12 protein-coding genes and 2 rRNA genes are annotated in these 21,935 nt (G+C 65.9%); 11 read left to right on the top strand and 3 right to left on the bottom strand.

What is annotated here, in order from left to right; all coding sequences use genetic code 11:
- Positions 1-264 precede the first annotated feature (264 nt).
- The gene (gene eccCa / locus OG257_RS10830) at positions 265-4,233 is read right to left on the bottom strand and encodes a type VII secretion protein EccCa (RefSeq protein WP_329206806.1); all 3,969 of its coding nucleotides are present in this window, start codon (positions 4,231-4,233) and stop codon (positions 265-267) included.
- 246 nt (positions 4,234-4,479) lie between these two features.
- On the opposite strand from eccCa, the gene eccD reads away from it, so the two are divergent.
- The 6 genes from eccD to OG257_RS10800 all read left to right on the top strand — a co-directional run bounded on the left by eccD (position 4,480) and on the right by OG257_RS10800 (position 11,570).
- Positions 4,480-5,982 carry a type VII secretion integral membrane protein EccD gene (eccD, locus tag OG257_RS10825; protein ID WP_329206805.1) on the top strand — a complete coding sequence of 501 codons (1,503 nt, stop codon included), beginning with the start codon at positions 4,480-4,482 and terminating at the stop codon, positions 5,980-5,982.
- Positions 5,983-6,159: 177 nt separating this feature from the next.
- Entirely contained in the window at positions 6,160-6,450 is a 291-nt protein-coding gene (gene rpsO / locus OG257_RS10820; RefSeq protein ID WP_003965855.1) for a 30S ribosomal protein S15, read from the top strand.
- Between the two features lie 272 nt (positions 6,451-6,722).
- Positions 6,723-8,936, top strand: coding sequence for a polyribonucleotide nucleotidyltransferase (locus tag OG257_RS10815; RefSeq protein WP_329215023.1), 2,214 nt, complete (start codon positions 6,723-6,725; stop codon positions 8,934-8,936).
- A complete protein-coding gene (locus tag OG257_RS10810) occupies positions 8,933-10,312 on the top strand; it encodes a M16 family metallopeptidase (protein ID WP_329206803.1) in 1,380 nt (459 codons plus the stop codon). The genes OG257_RS10815 and OG257_RS10810 overlap by 4 nt, the downstream gene beginning before the upstream one ends.
- 38 nt (positions 10,313-10,350) lie before the next feature.
- Entirely contained in the window at positions 10,351-11,103 is a 753-nt protein-coding gene (gene dapB, locus OG257_RS10805) for a 4-hydroxy-tetrahydrodipicolinate reductase (protein ID WP_329206802.1), read from the top strand.
- Positions 11,104-11,117: 14 nt separating this feature from the next.
- Positions 11,118-11,570 carry a hypothetical protein gene (locus OG257_RS10800; protein WP_329206801.1) on the top strand — a complete coding sequence of 151 codons (453 nt, stop codon included), beginning with the start codon at positions 11,118-11,120 and terminating at the stop codon, positions 11,568-11,570.
- Positions 11,571-11,624: 54 nt separating this feature from the next.
- Here OG257_RS10800 and OG257_RS10795 read toward each other — a convergent pair whose 3' ends face one another.
- Positions 11,625-12,176: a hypothetical protein gene (locus OG257_RS10795; RefSeq protein ID WP_329206800.1), complete on the bottom strand. Its 552-nt coding sequence runs from the start codon at positions 12,174-12,176 to the stop codon at positions 11,625-11,627.
- Positions 12,177-12,269: 93 nt separating this feature from the next.
- A complete protein-coding gene (locus OG257_RS10790; RefSeq protein WP_329206799.1) occupies positions 12,270-12,509 on the bottom strand; it encodes a hypothetical protein in 240 nt (79 codons plus the stop codon).
- 234 nt (positions 12,510-12,743) lie between these two features.
- Here OG257_RS10790 and thyX point away from each other — a divergent pair, with 234 nt between their 5' ends.
- From thyX to OG257_RS10765, 5 genes are all read left to right on the top strand, one after another.
- A complete protein-coding gene (gene thyX / locus OG257_RS10785) occupies positions 12,744-13,481 on the top strand; it encodes an FAD-dependent thymidylate synthase (protein ID WP_329206798.1) in 738 nt (245 codons plus the stop codon).
- Between the two features lie 152 nt (positions 13,482-13,633).
- Positions 13,634-14,533: a 4-hydroxy-tetrahydrodipicolinate synthase gene (gene dapA / locus OG257_RS10780; RefSeq protein ID WP_329206796.1), complete on the top strand. Its 900-nt coding sequence runs from the start codon at positions 13,634-13,636 to the stop codon at positions 14,531-14,533.
- Positions 14,534-14,663: 130 nt separating this feature from the next.
- Positions 14,664-16,349: a ribonuclease J gene (locus OG257_RS10775; protein WP_329206795.1), complete on the top strand. Its 1,686-nt coding sequence runs from the start codon at positions 14,664-14,666 to the stop codon at positions 16,347-16,349.
- Between the two features lie 612 nt (positions 16,350-16,961).
- Positions 16,962-18,487: ribosomal RNA gene (locus tag OG257_RS10770) — 16S ribosomal RNA — on the top strand.
- A 296-nt stretch (positions 18,488-18,783) separates the two neighbouring features.
- A 23S ribosomal RNA gene (locus OG257_RS10765) occupies positions 18,784-21,908 on the top strand.
- The 16S and 23S rRNA genes sit together here, the layout of an rRNA operon.
- The last annotated feature ends 27 nt before the right edge of the window (positions 21,909-21,935 follow it).

The raw sequence follows: 21,935 nt of genomic DNA, 5'->3' as shown, positions 1-21,935 counted from the left end.
AATGGCGGGATTTTAAGCAGGTAGGCGGCGGCGCCCCCCAGAGCTGTAGCCGCAGCCAGGCTTACTGCGAGAATTCGCACCTTGCTCTTGTCGACTACTTCTTCTCCTCGAGCTTCCTTGGTATCCCCTCGCTGTCTAGGGAGGATTCGACTTTTGGAATCTCTTCGCCGGGAGACGGCGGCGGTCCGCTGCGTGAGCGAGGGAGCGGGGCCGCGCGTACCGACCGTGAACCGGTGCGACCGCGCTGCCCCGCTCCCCGGGCCCTTACCGGTCCCCGTCCATCAACCCGGACTGCACCAGCGGGTTCCCGCGGCGCCGGGTGACGAAGACCCCGCGCCCCGGAGGCATCGGGCGCGGCCGTACGTTGCCGAGGATGTCGCCCTCGATGGGGTCGCCCGACAGCATCAGGCCCTGCGCTCCCAGTTCCAGGATGCGCTGCATGAAGGGCTCGTACAGCGCGCGGCCCGCCCCCGCCGTGCTGCGGGCGATGATGAACCGCACGCCGACGTCACGGGCGAACGGCAGCATCTCCGTGAGCGCGCCCAGCGGGTTGCCGCTGGACGTCGAGACCAGGTCGTAGTCGTCGACGACCACGTACACGGTCGGGCCGCTCCACCAGCTTCGGTCGCGCAGCTCCTGGGCGGTGACCTCGGGCGAGGGCGTACGACGCTTCATCAGGTCGTACAGCGCGTCCGTGTGGTGCTCCATGTTGTTGGACATGGGTACGTACTCCGCCAGGTGCGTCGCGGGAGTGACGTCCAGGAGTGCTCGCCGGTTGTCGATGACGAAGAACTTGGCGGCGTTCCCTTCGTACCTCTCGGTGAGCTGCTTGATGAGCAGGCGCAGCAGATTCGACTTGCCGGACTCGCTCTCGCCGAACACCAGGAAGAACGGGTCGCGCTCGAAGTCGAGGAAGACCGGTTCCAGGTTGTTCTCGTCGATGCCGAACGCGATGCCGCGGTCCGGCTGCGCGTAGCCCGCGGGCAGCTCGTGGACCGGGAGTTCGCGGGGCAGCAGACGGACCGCGGGGGCGGGCGCCGCGGTCCAGTGCCGGGCGACCTCCTGGTTCATCGCCGCCGTGGCCTCGGAGAGGTCGCTGTCGGAGTTGATGCCGTCGATCCGCGGTACCGCGGCCATGAAGTGGAGCTTCTCCGGCGTGAGACCACGTCCGGGGACACCGGCGGGCACGTTGACCGCGGCCTTGCGGTCCAGTTCGGAGTCCATGACGTCACCGAGCCGCAGTTCGAGCCGGTTCATCAGGTGGTCCTTCAGGTTGGCCCGGACCTCCATGGAACGCGACGCCGTGACGATCAGGTGGATGCCGTATCCGAGCCCGCGCTGTGCGATGTCGACGGCAGCCGACTCCAGGCCCTCGTAGTCCGTACGGAAGTTGCCCCAGCCGTCGATGAGCAGGAAGACGTCGCCCCACGGCTGGTCCGTCGCCGAGATCTCACCGCGCGCCCGCAGCCTGCGGAACGTGGCGATCGAGTCGATGCCGGCGCTGCGGAAGTACTCCTCACGGCGCGCCATGATCCCGTACACCTCGGAGACCGTACGGCGGACCCGTTCGGGGTCGAGCCGGGACGCGATCCCTCCGACATGCGGCAGACCGGAGACCGAGGCCAGACCGCCGCCACCGAAGTCGAGCCCGTAGAACTGGACCTCCTGCGGAGTGTGGGTGAGGGCGAAGCCCGCGATGAGCGTGCGCAGCAGTGTGGACTTGCCCGACTGCGGGCCGCCCGTGATCTGCATGTGGCCCGCGGCACCGGAGAAGTCCCGGTAGAGCGTGTCGCGCCGCTGCTCGTACGGCTTGTCGACCACGCCCAGCGGGACGACGAGGCGCCCCGAGCCTTCGAACCCGGGCTGGGTCAGCCCACGGCCCTCGACCGGGGAGAGTCCCGGCAGGAGCTCGTCCAGCGACGGCGGGTTGTCCAGCGGAGGCAACCACACCTGGTGCGCGGAGGCCCCCCGGCCCTCCAGCCGGCGCACGATCACGTCGAGCACGGTGTCGGCGAGCGCGTCGTCCTCGGCCTTGCGCGCATCGGGTACGGCGGCCTGCGCCGTCGGCTGTACGTAGCGCACCGGCACCGGAGCCGCGGTGAACACCACCGGCCTGCGGTCCACCGGCAGAGGGCCGGAGGACGCGGCAGGCTGGGCGCCCGAGCGGTACACCCCGGAGACGTACGCCGCCTTGAAGCGCACCATCTCGTCCGTGCCGTACTTCAGATAGCCGGAACCGGGGACATTGGGCAGGTGGTAGGCGTCGGGGACGCCCAGCGCGGCCCGGGACTCGCCCGCGGAGAACGTACGCAGACCGATCCGGTACGACAGATAGGTCTCCAGGCCGCGCAGCCGCCCCTCCTCGAGGCGCTGCGAGGCCAGCAGCAGATGGACGCCCAGCGAACGTCCGATGCGCCCGATCTGCACGAACATCTCGATGAAGTCCGGCTTCGCGGTCAGCAGTTCGCTGAACTCGTCGATGACCAGGACGAGGGAGGGAATGGGCTGCAGCGGGGCACCCGCGGCCCGCGCCTTCTCGTAGTCGTGGATGTTGGCGTAGTTGCCCGCGTCGCGCAGCATCTCCTGGCGGCGGTTGAGCTCACCGCTGATGGAGTCGCCCATGCGGTCCACCAGCGTCAGGTCGTCCGCGAGGTTGGTGATCACCGCTGCGACGTGGGGCATCTGCGCCATACCGGCGAAGGTGGCGCCACCCTTGAAGTCCGCGAGGACGAAGTTCAGCGTCTCCGAGGTGTGGGTGACGGCAAGACCCAGTACGAGCGTACGGAGCAGCTCGGACTTGCCGGAACCGGTGGCGCCGACACACAGGCCGTGCGGCCCCATGCCCTCCTGCGCCGCCTCCTTGAGGTCGAGCATCACCGGGGCGCCGTCCTCGCCCACACCGATCGGGACCCGGAGCCGCTCCGCCTGCGAACGGGCCCGCCAGGTCCGGCTCACGTCGACCGATGCGGCGTCACCGAGGTTCAGCAGATCGGTGAACTCCAGGTTGGCGAGCAGTGGTTCGTCGTCGTCCCCGCCCGAGGCCACGTGGAGGGGGGCCAGCTGCCGTGCCAGTGCCTCCGCGGCCTCGAGGCTCAGCAGGTCGGGAAGGCCGTCGTACACGAGGCCGTGCCCCGACTCCAGCTGCAGCGAGTGGGGATCCACCACGATGGAGAGGCCGCCGCGTGCTCCGTTGACCTGGCCCGTGACGATCTCGACGACCGTCACGCCCTGAAGGCCCTCGGCCGATGCGAGCGCGGACGTCGCCGGTACGGACTCGCCGTCGAGCACGACGACGACGTGCGGCTGGTCGAGGAGTGGCTGACCACCCGGCTGGAACCGGGGCCGGCCGTCGAAACGGCCGGCGAGCATCTCCTCCAGCTCAGCGACACTGGTGGTGAGCAGGCGACGGCTGCCGGCGCCGTCGACGGAGCCCTGTACCTGGACGTGCGGGAGCCACTTCGCCCACTCCCAGCGCGGAGCGGCGTCCCGGCCGGTCGCGACGGCGATGATCAGGTCCTCGGGGGAGTGCAGCGAGGCGAGCGACCCGACCATCGCGCGGGCCGCGGCACGCGCGGATTCGGCCTCGCCGCTGATCGTCAGGTGGTAGAAGGCACGGAGCGAGACCGCCATCGGCAGGCCGTCCAGCGTGCTGTGGGTCGTCAGGAACTGCTGCATCGCCCCGGCGGTCAGCGGCTCCAGTTCATCGACCGGTGCGGTGTCGGGTGCGACGAGCGGCGTGGCAAGTTCCTGGCTGCCCAGGCCGATGCGTACGTGCGCGAAGTCCGCGTCCCCGATACGGCGCTCCCACACCCGGCTGCCCTCGGCGACGAGCGCCCACAGCTGCTCCGGGGACGGGTGGAGGTAGAACTGCGCGTCACGCTGCTCCCGGGCGGTCTTCAGTACGACGCGCCTGGTCTGCGTCAGGTACTTCAGGTAGTCGCGCCGCATGTCCGCGAGCTGACCCTGGGTGCCGCGCCGGAAGCGAATGATCATCGAGATCGCCATGGCGACCGTCGACGCGATCATGATCATGCCCATGATCCGCATGATCGGGTTCGGCGTCATGAAGAAGAAGACGACGGAACCACCCATACCGAGCATCGGCAGCAGCTGCATCATCACCCCCTCCTGCTGCCCGCGAGGCAACTCGGGCGGAGGTTGCAAGTGCACCTGCTCGCCCGGAACTTCGGAGGGGAGGGCCCGCGGTGGGCGCTTGACGACAATCTGGCTCACAGCTCACCAATTCCCTTGCCGGACGGAACTGTTCCTATCGGCGCCCCCGTGGCGACGGGTTCCGTCCGCGGGAGGATCCTACTGGCGTACCCCATGAGCCCAGGGCGGTAGGGTGTCGCGATGCGTGTACGCATCCGCTAACTACCGCAAAAAAATGGGTCATTCGGGACGCAGGCGGAGCCCATGATCCAGGGGTGCGTATTTCGGGAGATCCAGGAGAACCATGAGGGGGAGCAGCACGTGACTATGACGGCCCAAACGGCGGCTACCGGATCCGGCCGACCGGGTCCCGGAGTTCCGGCCGGCAACGGAACCGGCTTCTGCCGGATCACGGTCGTCGCGCCCGACGGCCGCGTTGACGTGGCGCTGCCCGAGGACATCCCCGTCGCCGACCTCTACCCGGAGATCCTCCGGCTGTCGGGGCAGAGCCCCACCCCCGGCGCACCGGTCGGCTACCACCTGGTGCGCCGTGACGGCACCGTCCTCGACAGCGGACGCACGCTGGCCGGCCAGCGCATCCTCGACGGCGAGCTGCTGTCCCTGCGGCCCTTCTCGGAGTCGCTGCCCCCCGCGGTCTTCGACGACGTCTCCGACGCCGTCGCCACCGCCGTCGCCCGCGACCGCACCCTCTGGGGCGACAGCCTCATGCGCTCGGCCGGCCTCTTCGGCGGATCGGTCCTGCTGGTCCTGCTCGGCTTCGTGCTGTGGACCTCCGACGTCCGGCACGACATGCACGGCCTGCCGGGCATCCTGGCCGCCGTCACCGCCCTGCTCCTTCTCGCGCTGGCCTGCGTGCGCGCGCGCGTCTACGCGGACCGCGGTTCGTCCATCTCGCTGGGGATCGGCGTGCTCGCCAACGCCGCGGTCGCCGGAGCCGGGCTCCTGCCGCTCAGTGACGGCCAGGGCATCGGCAGGCTCCAGTTCCTGCTCGCCTGCGCCGCCGTGCTGGTGGCGTCGGTGATCCTCATGATCGCCGCCCCCGAGGGCGACGGCACGTTCGTCGCGTTCGTGTTCGCCTCGGCCATCGGCCTGCTGGTCACCTTCATCGCGATCATGACCGGCATGGAGCCGGCCGAGACCGCGGCCGTGTGCGCCCCCCTCTCCGTGGGGCTCCTCGCCTTCCTGCCCGGACTCTCCACCCGCTTCGCCCGCCTCCCGATCGGCTTCGAGCCGCCCCGCACGACCACGGGTGACTACGGGGCGTCCGACCCGGCTCCGCAGGGCCCGGTCGACGCGGACCGCATCGCCGCCCAGGCGCGGCGCGGCCACGAACTGCTCGTCGGTCTGGTCGGCGGATGCGCGCTGGTGGCCGTGGGAGCCGCAGCGGTGCTCGGCTTCTCGGACAGCATCTGGGGCCAGCTGCTTGCGCTCGCCACCGGCATCGCGATGCTGATGCGCGCCCACCTGTTCCGCTACACCGCACAGGTCGGCTGCGCCCTGGGGGCGGGCCTCGCCGCACTCGTGCTCCTGGGCCTCGGACTGTCGCTCAACCCGCCGGTCGACCTGATCCGCGAGGCGTTCAAGGGCGACAGCGGGGGGCTCGACATCCGTACGATCTGGCTCACCGCCGCCGTCGCCGGTGTCGCCGCGCTGATCACCGCCATAGGCCTGATCGTGCCGCGCAAGGGCGTCACCCCCTTCTGGGGCCGCTTCCTGGAGATCGCCGAGGCGTGCGTGCTCCTGACACTGCTGCCCCTGTGCCTCGCCGTTTTCGAGGTCTACCACTCGATCCGCGCACTCACCAGCTGATACCCGTCCGGGGGCGCTCCGAACGGCTGGTACTCTGACCAGTGGCCGTTTGTGTACGCGTCCCCGGATCATCCTGGGGGCTGCGCTCATCGGACCTTCGCCTCCGAGTCATGGAAGCTCCCCTGAGATCAAGACCAGGGGCACTCGTGGGCGCATCGAACATCAAGAGGAGTACGCGTGCCGCTCGACGCCGCTACGAAGAAGCAGATCATGTCCGAGTTCGCCCAGAAGGAGGGTGACACCGGATCCCCCGAGGTCCAGGTCGCCATGCTCTCCCGCCGGATCTCGGACCTGACGGAGCACCTCAAGACGCACAAGCACGACCACCACTCCCGTCGTGGTCTGCTGATCCTGGTCGGCCAGCGTCGCCGCCTCCTTCAGTACCTGGCCAAGAAGGACATCCAGCGCTTCCGTGCGCTCGTCGACCGCCTCGGCATCCGCCGTGGTGCGGCCGGCGGCGCCAAGTAAGGACGCTGTGAGAGGGAGCGGTTCCCCCATTCCAGGGGGCCGCTCCCTTTGCTGTACGTGCGGGACCGGGGTCAGGCTCAGTAACCTGGACGCACGACAACAGAACGAGGAGAGGCGCCCTACGGCCGCCGCCGGTCCTCGGTAGTGGCCCCCGGGACAACGCCCGGGAGCTTCGATCGAAGACCGGCCCCGCACACAAGGTGCGCCTCTCCGCACCGTCCTCCGCCACACGGGCGCCAGGACGAAAGACGACGAGTATGGAGAAATCACTAGTGGAGAACGAGACCCACTACGCCGAGGCCGTTATCGACAACGGAACCTTCGGCACCCGCACCATCCGCTTCGAGACGGGCCGCCTTGCCAAGCAGGCCGCCGGCTCCGCCGTCGCGTACCTGGACGACGACACCATGGTGCTGTCGGCCACCACCGCTTCCAAGCGGCCCAAGGACAACCTCGACTTCTTCCCCCTCACGGTGGACGTCGAGGAGCGGCAGTACGCCGCCGGCAAGATCCCCGGCTCCTTCTTCCGCCGGGAGGGCCGCCCCTCCGAGGACGCGATCCTCACCTGCCGCCTGATCGACCGCCCGCTGCGCCCCTCCTTCAAGAAGGGCCTGCGCAACGAGATCCAGATCGTCGAGACGATCATGGCGCTCAACCCCGACCACCTGTACGACGTGGTCGCGATCAACGCCGCCTCCGCTTCCACGATCCTGGCGGGCCTGCCCTTCTCCGGCCCGATCGGCGCCACCCGCGTCGCCCTGATCAAGGGCCAGTGGGTCGCGTTCCCGACGCACACCGAGCTCGAGGACGCCGTCTTCGACATGGTCGTCGCCGGTCGCGTCCTCGAGGACGGCGACGTCGCGATCATGATGGTCGAGGCCGAGGCCACCGAGAAGACCATCCAGCTCGTCCAGGACGGTGCCGAGGCCCCGACCGAAGAGGTCGTCGCCGCCGGTCTGGAAGCCGCGAAGCCCTTCATCAAGGCGCTCTGCAAGGCCCAGTCCGACCTCGCCGCCAAGGCTGCCAAGCCCACCGGCGAGTTCCCGGTCTTCCTCGACTACCAGGACGACGTCCTGGAGGCGCTCACCAAGGCCGTCAGCACCGAGCTCGCCAAGGCGCTCACCATCGCCGGCAAGCAGGAGCGCGAGGCGGAGCTGGACCGCATCAAGGAGATCGCGGGCGAGAAGCTCCTCCCGGCCTTCGAGGGCCGCGAGAAGGAGATCTCCGGTGCCTACCGCGCGCTGACCAAGAAGCTGGTCCGCGAGCGCGTCATCAAGGACAAGGTCCGCATCGACGGCCGTGGCGTCACGGACATCCGTACGCTCGCCGCCGAGGTCGAGGCCATCCCGCGCGTGCACGGCTCGGCGCTGTTCGAGCGTGGCGAGACCCAGATCCTGGGCGTCACCACCCTCAACATGCTCCGTATGGAGCAGCAGCTGGACACCCTTTCCCCGGTGACCCGCAAGCGCTACATGCACAACTACAACTTCCCGCCGTACTCCGTCGGCGAGACCGGCCGCGTGGGCTCGCCCAAGCGCCGCGAGATCGGCCACGGAGCGCTCGCCGAGCGCGCCATCGTGCCGGTGCTGCCGTCGCGCGAGGACTTCCCCTACGCGATCCGCCAGGTCTCCGAGGCGCTGGGCTCCAACGGCTCGACGTCCATGGGCTCGGTCTGCGCCTCCACCATGTCCCTGCTGAACGCCGGTGTGCCCCTCAAGGCCGCCGTCGCCGGTATCGCCATGGGCCTGATCTCGCAGGAGATCGACGGCAAGACCCACTACGTCGCCCTCACCGACATCCTCGGTGCGGAGGACGCCTTCGGTGACATGGACTTCAAGGTCGCCGGTACGAAGCAGTTCGTGACCGCGCTCCAGCTCGACACCAAGCTCGACGGCATCCCCGCCTCGGTCCTGGCCGCCGCGCTGAAGCAGGCCCGTGACGCGCGTCTGCACATCCTGGACGTCATGAACGAGGCCATCGACGTCCCGGACGAGATGTCCCCGAACGCCCCGCGGATCATCACCGTCAAGATCCCGGTGGACAAGATCGGTGAGGTCATCGGCCCCAAGGGCAAGATGATCAACCAGATCCAGGAGGACACCGGCGCCGACATCACGATCGAGGACGACGGCACCATCTACATCGGTGCCCAGCAGGGCTCGCAGGCCGAGGCCGCCCGCGCCACGATCAACGCGATCGCCAACCCGACCATGCCGGAGGTCGGCGAGCGCTACCTGGGTACGGTCGTCAAGACCACCACCTTCGGTGCGTTCGTCTCCCTGATGCCCGGCAAGGACGGTCTGCTGCACATCTCGCAGATCCGCAAGCTCGCCGGTGGCAAGCGCGTGGAGAACGTCGAGGACGTGCTCGGCGTCGGCGCCAAGGTCCAGGTCGAGATCGCGGAGATCGACTCCCGCGGCAAGCTCTCGCTCATCCCCGTCATCGAGGGTGAAGAGGACGAGAAGAAGGACGACACCGACAAGTGACGTCCCGTAGTTCCGTGACGACGGCCCGCACCTCCTCGGAGGCGCGGGCCGTCGCCCGTACCCAAACGCTTCTCAAGGGCAGCAACGGCATCGGCACGGTCCGCCGCACGGTCCTCCCCGGCGGCCTCAGGATCGTCACCGAGACCCTGCCCTCCGTCCGCTCCGCCACCTTCGGGATCTGGGCCAACGTCGGATCACGCGACGAGACACCCACCCTGAACGGCGCGACGCACTACCTCGAACACCTCCTCTTCAAGGGCACCGCCAAGCGCAGCGCCCTCGACATCTCCTCCGCGATCGACGCGGTCGGCGGCGAGATGAACGCCTTCACGGCGAAGGAGTACACCTGCTACTACGCGCGGGTCCTGGACACCGACCTGCCGCTGGCGATCGACGTCGTCTGCGACATGCTGACCGGCTCGCTGATCGCCCCCGAGGACGTCGACGCCGAGCGCGGCGTCGTCCTCGAGGAGATCGCGATGACGGAGGACGACCCGGGCGACTGCGTGCACGACCTGTTCGCGCACACCATGCTCGGCGACACCCCGCTCGGCCGTCCGGTCCTCGGCACCGTCGACACGATCAACGCGCTGAACCGGGGCCAGATCGCCCGCTTCTACAAGAAGCACTACGACCCCACGAACCTCGTCGTCGCCGCGGCGGGCAACGTCGACCACGCCACGGTCGTACGCCAGGTCCGCAGGGCTTTCGAGCGCGCGGGTGCTCTGAACAGCACCGACGCCGTACCCAAGACCCCGCGCGAGGGCTCACGCACACTGCGCACCGCGGGCAGGGTCGAGCTGCTGAACCGCAAGACCGAGCAGGCCCATGTCGTCCTCGGCATGCCCGGCCTGGCCAGGACCGACGAGCGCCGCTGGGCGCTCGGCGTCCTGAACACCGCACTCGGCGGCGGCATGAGCTCGCGCCTCTTCCAGGAGGTACGGGAGAAGCGCGGCCTCGCCTACAGCGTGTACTCGTACACCTCGGGCTTCGCGGACTGCGGCCTCTTCGGCGTGTACGCGGGCTGCCGGCCCAGCCAGGTGCACGACGTCCTCAAGATCTGCCGCGACGAGCTCGACCGTGCGGCGACGGACGGCCTCGGTGACGAGGAGATCAGCCGTGCCGTCGGTCAGCTCGCGGGCTCGACCGTCCTCGGCCTTGAGGACACCGGTGCGCTGATGAACCGCATCGGCAAGAGCGAGCTGTGCTGGGGCGAGCAGATGTCGGTCGACGACATGCTGGCGAAGATCGCGGCGGTCACCCCCGACGAGGTCCGTGCGGTGGCGGCCGATGTCCTCGGACACCGGCCCTCGCTGTCGGTCATCGGGCCGCTCAAGGACAAGCAGGCGGACCGCCTCCACGAAACGGTCTCCTGACCCGGTTTCTCCACCCTTCAGTCAAGGAAGCAGAGCACATGAGCAAGCTGCGCGTGGCCGTTCTCGGCGCCCAGGGACGCATCGGGTCCGAGGCGGTGCGAGCCGTCGAGGCCGCCGGCGACATGGAGCTGGTGGCCGCACTCGGCCGCGGCGACAAGCTGGAGACCCTCACGGAAACCGGCGCCCAGGCCGTCGTCGAGCTCACCACCCCCGCGTCGGTGATGGACAACCTCGACTTCTGTGTCCGGCACGGGATCCACGCGGTCGTCGGTACCACGGGCTGGAACGACGAACGGCTCGCGCAGCTGAACACCTGGCTCTCCGGCTCGCCGGAGACCGGTGTGCTCATCGCGCCGAACTTCTCCATCGGCGCGGTCCTCACCATGAAGTTCGCGGCGCAGGCCGCGCGCTACTTCGAGTCGGTCGAGGTCATCGAGCTCCACCACCCGAACAAGGCGGACGCCCCCTCCGGCACCGCCACCCGCACCGCCCAGCTCATCGCCGAGGCCCGGCGGACGGCCGGCTGTGCCCCGCAGCCGGACGCCACCGCCACGGCACTGGACGGCGCCCGCGGCGCGGACGTCGACGGAGTCCCGGTCCACTCGGTCCGGCTCCGCGGTCTCCTCGCCCACCAGGAGGTCCTGCTGGGCGGCGAGGGCGAGACCCTCACCCTCCGCCACGACTCCCTGCACCACAGCAGCTTCATGCCGGGCATCCTGCTCGGCACCCGCCGCGTGGTGACCACTCCCGGCCTCACCTTCGGCCTGGAACACTTCCTCGACCTGAACTGACTGGGCCCAACCCCATGCGCGCAAAGCTCACGTACGCCGTCACCGCTGCCGTCCTGGTCTTCTACTTCGTCCTGGCCGGCAGCCGCGGTGTCCTGCTCATCCGGCACGGCACGCTGCTCACGGTCACCTTCGGCGTGGCGGTACTGATCCTGCCGGTGATCGGGATCTGGTTCCTCTGGAAGAACACCCAGTTCGTCCGCAGGGCCAACGCCCTCGCCGCGGAACTGGACGCGGAGGGCGGCCTCCCCGTCGACGAGCTGCTGCGCACCCCGTCCGGGCGCATCGACCGGGACTCCGCCGACGCCGTGTTCACACAGCGCCGCGAGGAGACCGAGGACAGCCCGGACGACTGGCGCTGCTGGTTCCGGCTGGCCGTCGCCTACCAGGACGCCAGGGACACCCCACGGGCCCGTAAGGCGATGCAGCGCGCCATCGCCCTGCACGCGAACAAGCCGGTACGCGCCTGAGCGGCGCCGTACCGGCTTGTCAGCGGGGTCTGCGCCCCCTGCGGGGCGCTCGGATCAGTCCGTGCGGTACTCGTCGCCCCAGGCCTCGATCGTGTCGGTGGCACGCTCGAACGCCTCGCCGCGGGCCAGGAAGTCCGCGTTGTGGTCGGTGACCAGCGGCGGCAGGGGGTCACCGCCCCGGCGCACCACGACAAGGGCCTGGCCCTGGACGGTCCGCGGGAATCCCAGCCACTTCACCGGCTGCTGGACCGTGCGGACCGACGCGGCCCGGTTCCACGGCACCGTCGTCGTCCGGAAGAAACCCACCCGGCGCACACCGTGCCTGCTGACCCAGGCACCGACCCGCAGCAGCCGCAGCGCGCAGGTGATCAGCAGCCCGGCGAGCACGAAACACGCGGTGGCGCCGGAGAGCGATCCGGCCAACGAGATGATCATTGCCGCGAGCAGCACGAAGGACGCGAGCAGCAGCACGGTGGCCGCGGCTGCGACCCGCCACGGGCCGGGACGGTAGGGCCGCCGCCAGCTGTCGTGGTCGTCGAACGGCAGCGCGATGTCCTCTGCGCCCGCGTCGAATGCGCGGTCGGCCGTCAGAAAGGGCAGGGGCACGACTGATCCTCACTCACAAGCACGCTCGATTGCTGTGCCCGGTGAGGCTACCGAGCACCCCACCGGCCGACCACCCCAGGGGGCCCGTACGGCTCAGCGGTTCTGGGACGCCTCGGACTTCTGACTGTGCGTGGGCGTCTGGTCGGTACTGAGGGCGGGTACGCCGAAGAGCAGCGATCCCGCGAGGCCCGCGAGCACCGTCAGTCCGACGAGGGAACGGCCGGCCAGCTGGGAGACGCTGGCACGCTCCCTGGGCGGCGGAGTGACATTACTGCGGAACCGGTCTGCCTCGGCAACGAACGAGAACGGGACGGATTCACGCCGGCGGAACATGAGGTAACTCTCCTTGAACTCTGTAACGGGTGCTGCTAATGAGTCAGACGTACGGGAGAGGCGATCGGTGCCCCGAATCGCCGAACGGGTCCAAGAATTCCTGCGGACGGATGCGCGTCCCCCGAACGGCTGCGCTCGGACAGGCGCCTTCCCGGCAGTCGCCGGATAATGCGCCCCGGCCGGGCCCGTAGAGTGGACGCCGCCCGAGCGACGCCATTGGAAGGACCCCCGCCGGTGACCGACACCCCCGAGCCCACGAAAGCTCACTTCCGTAGCGATGTCACCGTTGACCTGGTGAAATCTGCCGCCAGTGACTCCGACGTGCTGTTCGCAGCCCGTGTGTCCACGGCCGGTGAGCAGTCCCTGGAAGAGGTCACCAAGGACCCCGAGCGCTCCAAGGGACTCATCAATTACCTGATGCGGGACCGGCACGGCAGCCCGTTCGAGCACAACTCGATGACCTTCTTCATCAGTGCCCCGATCTTCGTGTTCCGCGAGTTCATGCGGCACCGCGTGGGCTGGTCCTACAACGAGGAATCGGGCCGCTACAGGGAGCTCGAGCCGGTCTTCTACGTCCCGGGGGAGTCCCGCAAGCTCATCCAGCAGGGCCGCCCCGGCAAGTACGAATTCGTCGAGGGCACCCCGGAGCAGCACGAGCTCACGAGCCGCGTCATGGAGGACTCCTACCGCCAGGCGTACGACGCCTACCAGGAGATGCTCGCGGCCGGAGTCGCCCGCGAGGTCGCCCGTGCGGTGCTCCCGGTGGGGCTCTTCTCCACGATGTACGCGACGTGCAACGCCCGCTCGCTGATGCACTTCCTCGGCCTGCGTACCCAGCACGAACTGGCGAAGGTCCCGTCCTTCCCGCAGCGCGAGATCGAAATGGTCGGCGAACAGATGGAGCAGCACTGGCAGCAGCTCATGCCGCTCACTCATGCCGCCTTCAACAAAAACGGACGGGTAGCCCCGTAGGCGGTGTCCGTATTGCGGCGTTTCGTGAAGTTCATCTAGGCTGATCAAACGGACCCGGTACTGCCTGAACCCCCGAGCAGGCAGTGCCGGGCTCCACTTCCCCGTCCCCCCGAGGGACCACGGCGCTCCGAGCAACGAGTAGCGTGTTACCCATGGCTCCGATCTCCACTCCGCAGACCCCCTTCGGGCGGGTCCTCACCGCTATGGTCACGCCCTTCACGGCGGACGGCGCACTCGACCTCGACGGCGCCCAGCGGCTCGCCGCCCATCTGGTGGACGCAGGCAATGACGGCCTGGTCGTCAACGGCACCACCGGCGAGTCCCCGACCACCAGCGACGCGGAGAAAGACCAGCTCGTACGGGCTGTACTCGAAGCCGTGGGGGACCGGGCCCACGTCGTCGCCGGCATCGGCACCAACGACACCCGCCACAGCATCGAGCTGGCCCGCACCGCAGAGCGCTCCGGCGCCCACGGCCTCCTCGCCGTCACGCCGTACTACAACAAGCCGCCGCAGGAAGGCCTCCTGCGCCACTTCAGCGCCATCGCGGACTCCACCGGACTGCCGGTGATGCTCTACGACATCCCAGGCCGCAGCGGTGTGCCGATCGACACAGAGACGCTGGTACGGCTGGCCGAGCACCCCCGTATCGTCGCCAACAAGGACGCCAAGGGAGACCTGGGCCGCGCCAGCTGGGCCATTTCCGAGTCCGGCCTCGCCTGGTACTCCGGCGACGACATGCTGAACCTCCCGCTGCTCTCGGTCGGTGCCGTCGGCATCGTCTCCGTGGTCGGGCACGTCGTCACCCCTGACCTGCGTGCGCTCATCGAGGCCTACCTCGGCGGCGACGTACAGAAGGCCACCGAGATCCACCAGAAGCTGCTCCCGGTCTTCACCGGGATGTTCCGCACCCAGGGTGTGATCACCACCAAGGCCGCACTCACACTGCAGGGCCTGCCCGCCGGCCCGCTGCGCCTCCCTCTGGTGGAACTCACCGCACAGGAGACGGCCCAGCTCAAGATCGATCTGGCCGCCGGCGGGGTACAGCTGTAACCACGGACTTCACAACTGAATACGCGAGGTCACTCGCAACAGAAACACCACCTGACAACAGCAAGTGCACGAATGACATGCGCGCCACGTGCCCTCAGCGGTACGTGGCGCGCGTGGTAAGGAGAGTCTTTTGAGTCATCCGCATCCTGAACTCGGTACCCCGCCGAAGCTCCCGAAGGGCGGCCTGCGCGTCACCCCGCTCGGCGGCCTGGGCGAAATCGGCCGCAACATGACGGTCTTCGAGTACGGCGGACGCCTGCTCATCGTCGACTGCGGTGTCCTCTTCCCCGAGGAGGAGCAGCCGGGCATCGACCTGATCCTGCCGGACTTCACCACCATCAGGGACCGCCTGGACGACGTCGAGGGCATCGTCCTCACGCACGGCCACGAGGACCACATCGGTGCCGTCCCCTATCTGCTCCGGCTGAAGCCGGACATCCCGCTCATCGGCTCCAAGCTGACCCTCGCGCTCATCGAGGCCAAGCTCCAGGAGCACCGGATCCGTCCCTACACCCTCGAGGTGACCGAGGGACAGCGTGAGCGCATCGGGATCTTCGACTGCGAGTTCATCGCGGTCAACCACTCCATCCCGGACGCCCTCGCGGTCGCCATCCGCACCCCTGCGGGTATGGCCGTCGTGACCGGCGACTTCAAGATGGACCAGCTCCCGCTGGACGGCCGTCTCACCGACCTGCACGCCTTCGCCCGGCTGAGCGAGGAGGGCATCGACCTTCTTCTCTCCGACTCGACGAACGCAGAGGTCCCCGGCTTCGTGCCGCCGGAGCGGGACATCTCCAACGTCCTGCGCACGGTGTTCGCGAACGCCCAGAAGCGCATCATCGTGGCCAGCTTCGCCAGCCACGTCCACCGCATCCAGCAGATCCTGGACGCCGCCCACGAGTACGGCCGCCGCGTCGCGTTCGTCGGACGCTCGATGGTCCGCAACATGGGCATCGCCCGTGATCTGGGCTATCTGAAGGTCCCCGCCGGCCTGGTCGTCGACGTCAAGACGCTGGACGACCTGCCCGACGACGAGGTCGTGCTGGTCTGCACGGGCTCGCAGGGCGAGCCGATGGCCGCCCTCTCCCGGATGGCCAACCGCGACCACCAGATCCGGATCGTCCCGGGCGACACGGTGATCCTCGCGTCGTCCCTGATCCCGGGCAACGAGAACGCGGTCTACCGCGTGATCAACGGCCTGACCCGCTGGGGCGCCAACGTCATCCACAAGGGCAACGCCAAGGTGCACGTCTCCGGCCACGCCTCGGCCGGCGAGCTGCTGTACTTCTACAACATCTGCAAGCCGAAGAACCTCATGCCGGTCCACGGCGAATGGCGCCACCTCAGGGCCAATGCGGAACTCGGCGCGCTGACGGGTGTACCCAAGGACCACATCGTCATCGCCGAGGACGGCGTCGTCGTCGACCTCATCGACGGCAAGGCCAAGATCGTCGGCAAGGTCCAGGCGGGCTACGTGTACGTCGACGGCCTCTCGGTCGGCGACGTCACGGAGACGTCCCTCAAGGACCGGCGCATCCTCGGTGACGAGGGGATCATCTCCGTCTTCATCGTGGTCGACAGCTCCTCGGGCAAGATCGTGGGAGGCCCCCACATCCAGGCCCGCGGCTCGGGCATCGACGACGGTGCGTTCACCGCCGTGGTGCCCAAGGTCGAGGAAGCGCTCAACAAGTCGGCGCAGGACGGCGTGATGGAGCCGCACCAGCTCCAGCAGCTGGTCCGCCGCACGGTGGGCAAGTGGGTCTCCGACACCTACCGCCGGCGCCCGATGATCCTTCCGGTCGTCGTCGAGGTCTGACCCGAAGGGCACCGACCAGGAGCGGGGCGCCTCGATTTGCATCGGGGCGCCCCGCTCCAGTACGTTTACGGCTCCGCCTGACCGGGAAGCACCGCGCGCAGCCATGCGCGCGGAGCGCACCGAGCGGGGCGGGGAATTCCGACTCAGAATCTCTGATAAAGTCGGATCCGCCGAAAGGCAAAGGCCAGTCCACAGGCCACCGGAATCAAATTCGGACCGGAAACGGAACGAAAAAGAGTCTGGTAAAGTTGGAATCGCTGGAAAGGGAAACGCGAAAGCGAAGAACTGGAAAGGGAAACCCGCTTCGACCGGGAATCGGACACGAAAGAGTCTGATAGAGTCGGAAACGCAAGAACGAAGGGAAGCGCCCGGAGGGCCCCGGTGAAACGGGACCGAAGGAAGCGTCCGTTCCTTGAGAACTCAACAGCGTGCCAAAAGTCAACGCCAAATTTGTTGATACCCCGGCCCACTTCGGTGGGTTGGTGGTTCCTTTGAAGTCCTACTGGCCCATGTGGCGGGTAGGCAACATCAGCGAGGACGCTGTGGATGACCAGCCCTATTCCGGTTGGTTGTCCCGCTCTTTTATGGTGCTCTCCCGATTACGGGAAAACATTCATGGAGAGTTTGATCCTGGCTCAGGACGAACGCTGGCGGCGTGCTTAACACATGCAAGTCGAACGATGAAGCCCTTCGGGGTGGATTAGTGGCGAACGGGTGAGTAACACGTGGGCAATCTGCCCTTCACTCTGGGACAAGCCCTGGAAACGGGGTCTAATACCGGATAACACTCTGTCCTGCATGGGACGGGGTTAAAAGCTCCGGCGGTGAAGGATGAGCCCGCGGCCTATCAGCTTGTTGGTGGGGTAATGGCCTACCAAGGCGACGACGGGTAGCCGGCCTGAGAGGGCGACCGGCCACACTGGGACTGAGACACGGCCCAGACTCCTACGGGAGGCAGCAGTGGGGAATATTGCACAATGGGCGAAAGCCTGATGCAGCGACGCCGCGTGAGGGATGACGGCCTTCGGGTTGTAAACCTCTTTCAGCAGGGAAGAAGCGCAAGTGACGGTACCTGCAGAAGAAGCACCGGCTAACTACGTGCCAGCAGCCGCGGTAATACGTAGGGTGCGAGCGTTGTCCGGAATTATTGGGCGTAAAGAGCTCGTAGGCGGCTTGTCACGTCGGATGTGAAAGCTCGGGGCTTAACCCCGAGTCTGCATTCGATACGGGCTAGCTAGAGTGTGGTAGGGGAGATCGGAATTCCTGGTGTAGCGGTGAAATGCGCAGATATCAGGAGGAACACCGGTGGCGAAGGCGGATCTCTGGGCCATTACTGACGCTGAGGAGCGAAAGCGTGGGGAGCGAACAGGATTAGATACCCTGGTAGTCCACGCCGTAAACGTTGGGAACTAGGTGTTGGCGACATTCCACGTCGTCGGTGCCGCAGCTAACGCATTAAGTTCCCCGCCTGGGGAGTACGGCCGCAAGGCTAAAACTCAAAGGAATTGACGGGGGCCCGCACAAGCAGCGGAGCATGTGGCTTAATTCGACGCAACGCGAAGAACCTTACCAAGGCTTGACATATACCGGAAAGCATCAGAGATGGTGCCCCCCTTGTGGTCGGTATACAGGTGGTGCATGGCTGTCGTCAGCTCGTGTCGTGAGATGTTGGGTTAAGTCCCGCAACGAGCGCAACCCTTGTTCTGTGTTGCCAGCATGCCCTTCGGGGTGATGGGGACTCACAGGAGACTGCCGGGGTCAACTCGGAGGAAGGTGGGGACGACGTCAAGTCATCATGCCCCTTATGTCTTGGGCTGCACACGTGCTACAATGGCCGGTACAATGAGCTGCGATGCCGCGAGGCGGAGCGAATCTCAAAAAGCCGGTCTCAGTTCGGATTGGGGTCTGCAACTCGACCCCATGAAGTCGGAGTTGCTAGTAATCGCAGATCAGCATTGCTGCGGTGAATACGTTCCCGGGCCTTGTACACACCGCCCGTCACGTCACGAAAGTCGGTAACACCCGAAGCCGGTGGCCCAACCCCTTGTGGGAGGGAGCTGTCGAAGGTGGGACTGGCGATTGGGACGAAGTCGTAACAAGGTAGCCGTACCGGAAGGTGCGGCTGGATCACCTCCTTTCTAAGGAGCATCTAGATTCTCTTCGGGGAATCCAGAGACCATTTCGTCGGCAAATGTTCGACGGTGGTTGCTCATGGGTGGAACGTTGACTATTCGGCACGACAGGTTGTTTTTGCGAGTACTGCTTCGGCGTGGAAAGTGAAGAGGATCGGTCGGGTCGGGCACGCTGTTGGGTATCTGAAGGTATGGCCGCAAGGCTGCCTTCGGTTGCCGGCCCCAGTGAACTCGCCTGTTAGGGCGGGGTGATGGGTGGCTGGTCGTTGTTTGAGAACTGCACAGTGGACGCGAGCATCTGTGGCCAAGTTTTTAAGGGCGCACGGTGGATGCCTTGGCACCAGGAACCGATGAAGGACGTGGGAGGCCACGATAGTCCCCGGGGAGCTGTCAACCAAGCTTTGATCCGGGGGTTTCCGAATGGGGAAACCCGGCAGTCGTCATGGGCTGTCACCCACTGCTGAACACATAGGCAGTGTGGAGGGAACGCGGGGAAGTGAAACATCTCAGTACCCGCAGGAAGAGAAAACAACCGTGATTCCGGGAGTAGTGGCGAGCGAAACTGGATGAGGCCAAACCGTATGCGTGTGATACCCGGCAGGGGTTGCGCATACGGGGTTGTGGGATCTCTTTTTCATAGTCTGCCGACTGTGAGACGAGTCAGAAACCGTTGATGTAGGCGAAGGACATGCGAAAGGTCCGGCGTAGAGGGTAAGACCCCCGTAGCTGAAACATCAACGGCTCGTTTAAGAGACACCCAAGTAGCACGGGGCCCGAGAAATCCCGTGTGAATCTGGCGGGACCACCCGCTAAGCCTAAATATTCCCTGGTGACCGATAGCGGATAGTACCGTGAGGGAATGGTGAAAAGTACCGCGGGAGCGGAGTGAAATAGTACCTGAAACCGTGTGCCTACAAGCCGTGGGAGCGTCGCTGTTGTTCTTCGGAACAGCAGTCGTGACTGCGTGCCTTTTGAAGAATGAGCCTGCGAGTTTGCGGTGTGTTGCGAGGTTAACCCGTGTGGGGAAGCCGTAGCGAAAGCGAGTCCGAATAGGGCGATTTAGTAGCGCGCTCAAGACCCGAAGCGGAGTGATCTAGCCATGGGCAGGTTGAAGCGGAGGTAAGACTTCGTGGAGGACCGAACCCACCAGGGTTGAAAACCTGGGGGATGACCTGTGGTTAGGGGTGAAAGGCCAATCAAACTCCGTGATAGCTGGTTCTCCCCGAAATGCATTTAGGTGCAGCGTCGTGTGTTTCTTGCCGGAGGTAGAGCACTGGATAGGCGATGGGCCCTACCGGGTTACTGACCTTAGCCAAACTCCGAATGCCGGTAAGTGAGAGCACGGCAGTGAGACTGTGGGGGATAAGCTCCATGGTCGAGAGGGAAACAGCCCAGAGCATCGACTAAGGCCCCTAAGCGTACGCTAAGTGGGAAAGGATGTGGAGTCGCAGAGACAACCAGGAGGTTGGCTTAGAAGCAGCCACCCTTGAAAGAGTGCGTAATAGCTCACTGGTCAAGTGATTCCGCGCCGACAATGTAGCGGGGCTCAAGCGTACCGCCGAAGTCGTGTCATTCATACACATATCCCCAACGGGAGTATGGATGGGTAGGGGAGCGTCGTGTGCCGGGTGAAGCAGCCGCGGAAGCGAGTTGTGGACGGTTCACGAGTGAGAATGCAGGCATGAGTAGCGATACACACGTGAGAAACGTGTGCGCCGATTGACTAAGGGTTCCTGGGTCAAGCTGATCTGCCCAGGGTAAGTCGGGACCTAAGGCGAGGCCGACAGGCGTAGTCGATGGACAACCGGTTGATATTCCGGTACCCGCTTTGAAACGCCCAATACTGAATCAGGCGATGCTAAGTCCGTGAAGCCGGCCCGATCTCTTCGGAGTTGAGGGTAGTGGTGGAGCCGATGAACCAGACTTGTACTAGGTAAGCGATGGGGTGACGCAGGAAGGTAGTCCAGCCCGGGCGGTGGTAGTCCCGGGGTAAGGGTGTAGGCCGTGTGGTAGGTAAATCCGTCACACATTAAGGCTGAGACCTGATGCCGAGCCGATTGTGGTGAAGTGGATGATCCTATGCTGTCGAGAAAAGCCTCTAGCGAGTTTCATGGCGGCCCGTACCCTAAACCGACTCAGGTAGTCAGGTAGAGAATACCGAGGCGTTCGGGTGAACTATGGTTAAGGAACTCGGCAAAATGCCCCCGTAACTTCGGGAGAAGGGGGGCCATCACTGGTGATCCGATTTACTCGGTGAGCTGGGGGTGGCCGCAGAGACCAGCGAGAAGCGACTGTTTACTAAAAACACAGGTCCGTGCGAAGCCGTAAGGCGATGTATACGGACTGACGCCTGCCCGGTGCTGGAACGTTAAGGGGACCGGTTAGTGCACTTTCGGGTGTGCGAAGCTGAGAACTTAAGCGCCAGTAAACGGCGGTGGTAACTATAACCATCCTAAGGTAGCGAAATTCCTTGTCGGGTAAGTTCCGACCTGCACGAATGGCGTAACGACTTCTCGACTGTCTCAACCATAGGCCCGGTGAAATTGCACTACGAGTAAAGATGCTCGTTTCGCGCAGCAGGACGGAAAGACCCCGGGACCTTTACTATAGTTTGATATTGGTGTTCGGTTCGGCTTGTGTAGGATAGGTGGGAGACTTTGAAGCAGCCACGCCAGTGGTTGTGGAGTCGTCGTTGAAATACCACTCTGGTCGTGCTGGATGTCTAACCTGGGTCCGTGATCCGGATCAGGGACAGTGTCTGATGGGTAGTTTAACTGGGGCGGTTGCCTCCTAAAGAGTAACGGAGGCGCCCAAAGGTTCCCTCAGCCTGGTTGGCAATCAGGTGTTGAGTGTAAGTGCACAAGGGAGCTTGACTGTGAGACCGACGGGTCGAGCAGGGACGAAAGTCGGGACTAGTGATCCGGCAGTGGCTTGTGGAAGCGCTGTCGCTCAACGGATAAAAGGTACCCCGGGGATAACAGGCTGATCTTCCCCAAGAGTCCATATCGACGGGATGGTTTGGCACCTCGATGTCGGCTCGTCGCATCCTGGGGCTGGAGTCGGTCCCAAGGGTTGGGCTGTTCGCCCATTAAAGCGGTACGCGAGCTGGGTTTAGAACGTCGTGAGACAGTTCGGTCCCTATCCGCTGTGCGCGTAGGAATATTGAGAAGGGCTGTCCCTAGTACGAGAGGACCGGGACGGACGAACCTCTGGTGTGCCAGTTGTCCTGCCAAGGGCATGGCTGGTTGGCTACGTTCGGAAAGGATAACCGCTGAAAGCATCTAAGCGGGAAGCCTGCTTCGAGATGAGTATTCCCACCACCTTGAGTGGTTAAGGCTCCCAGTAGACGACTGGGTTGATAGGCCAGATGTGGAAGCCCGGTAACGGGTGGAGCTGACTGGTACTAATAGGCCGAGGGCTTGTCCTCAGTTGCTCGCGTCCACTGTGTTAGTTC

This window comes from Streptomyces sp. NBC_00683 (assembly GCF_036226745.1).
GTDB lineage: Bacteria > Actinomycetota > Actinomycetes > Streptomycetales > Streptomycetaceae > Streptomyces.
The sequence above is the reverse complement of the archived record's forward strand: the minus strand, read 5'-3'. Positions and strand labels throughout refer to the sequence as shown.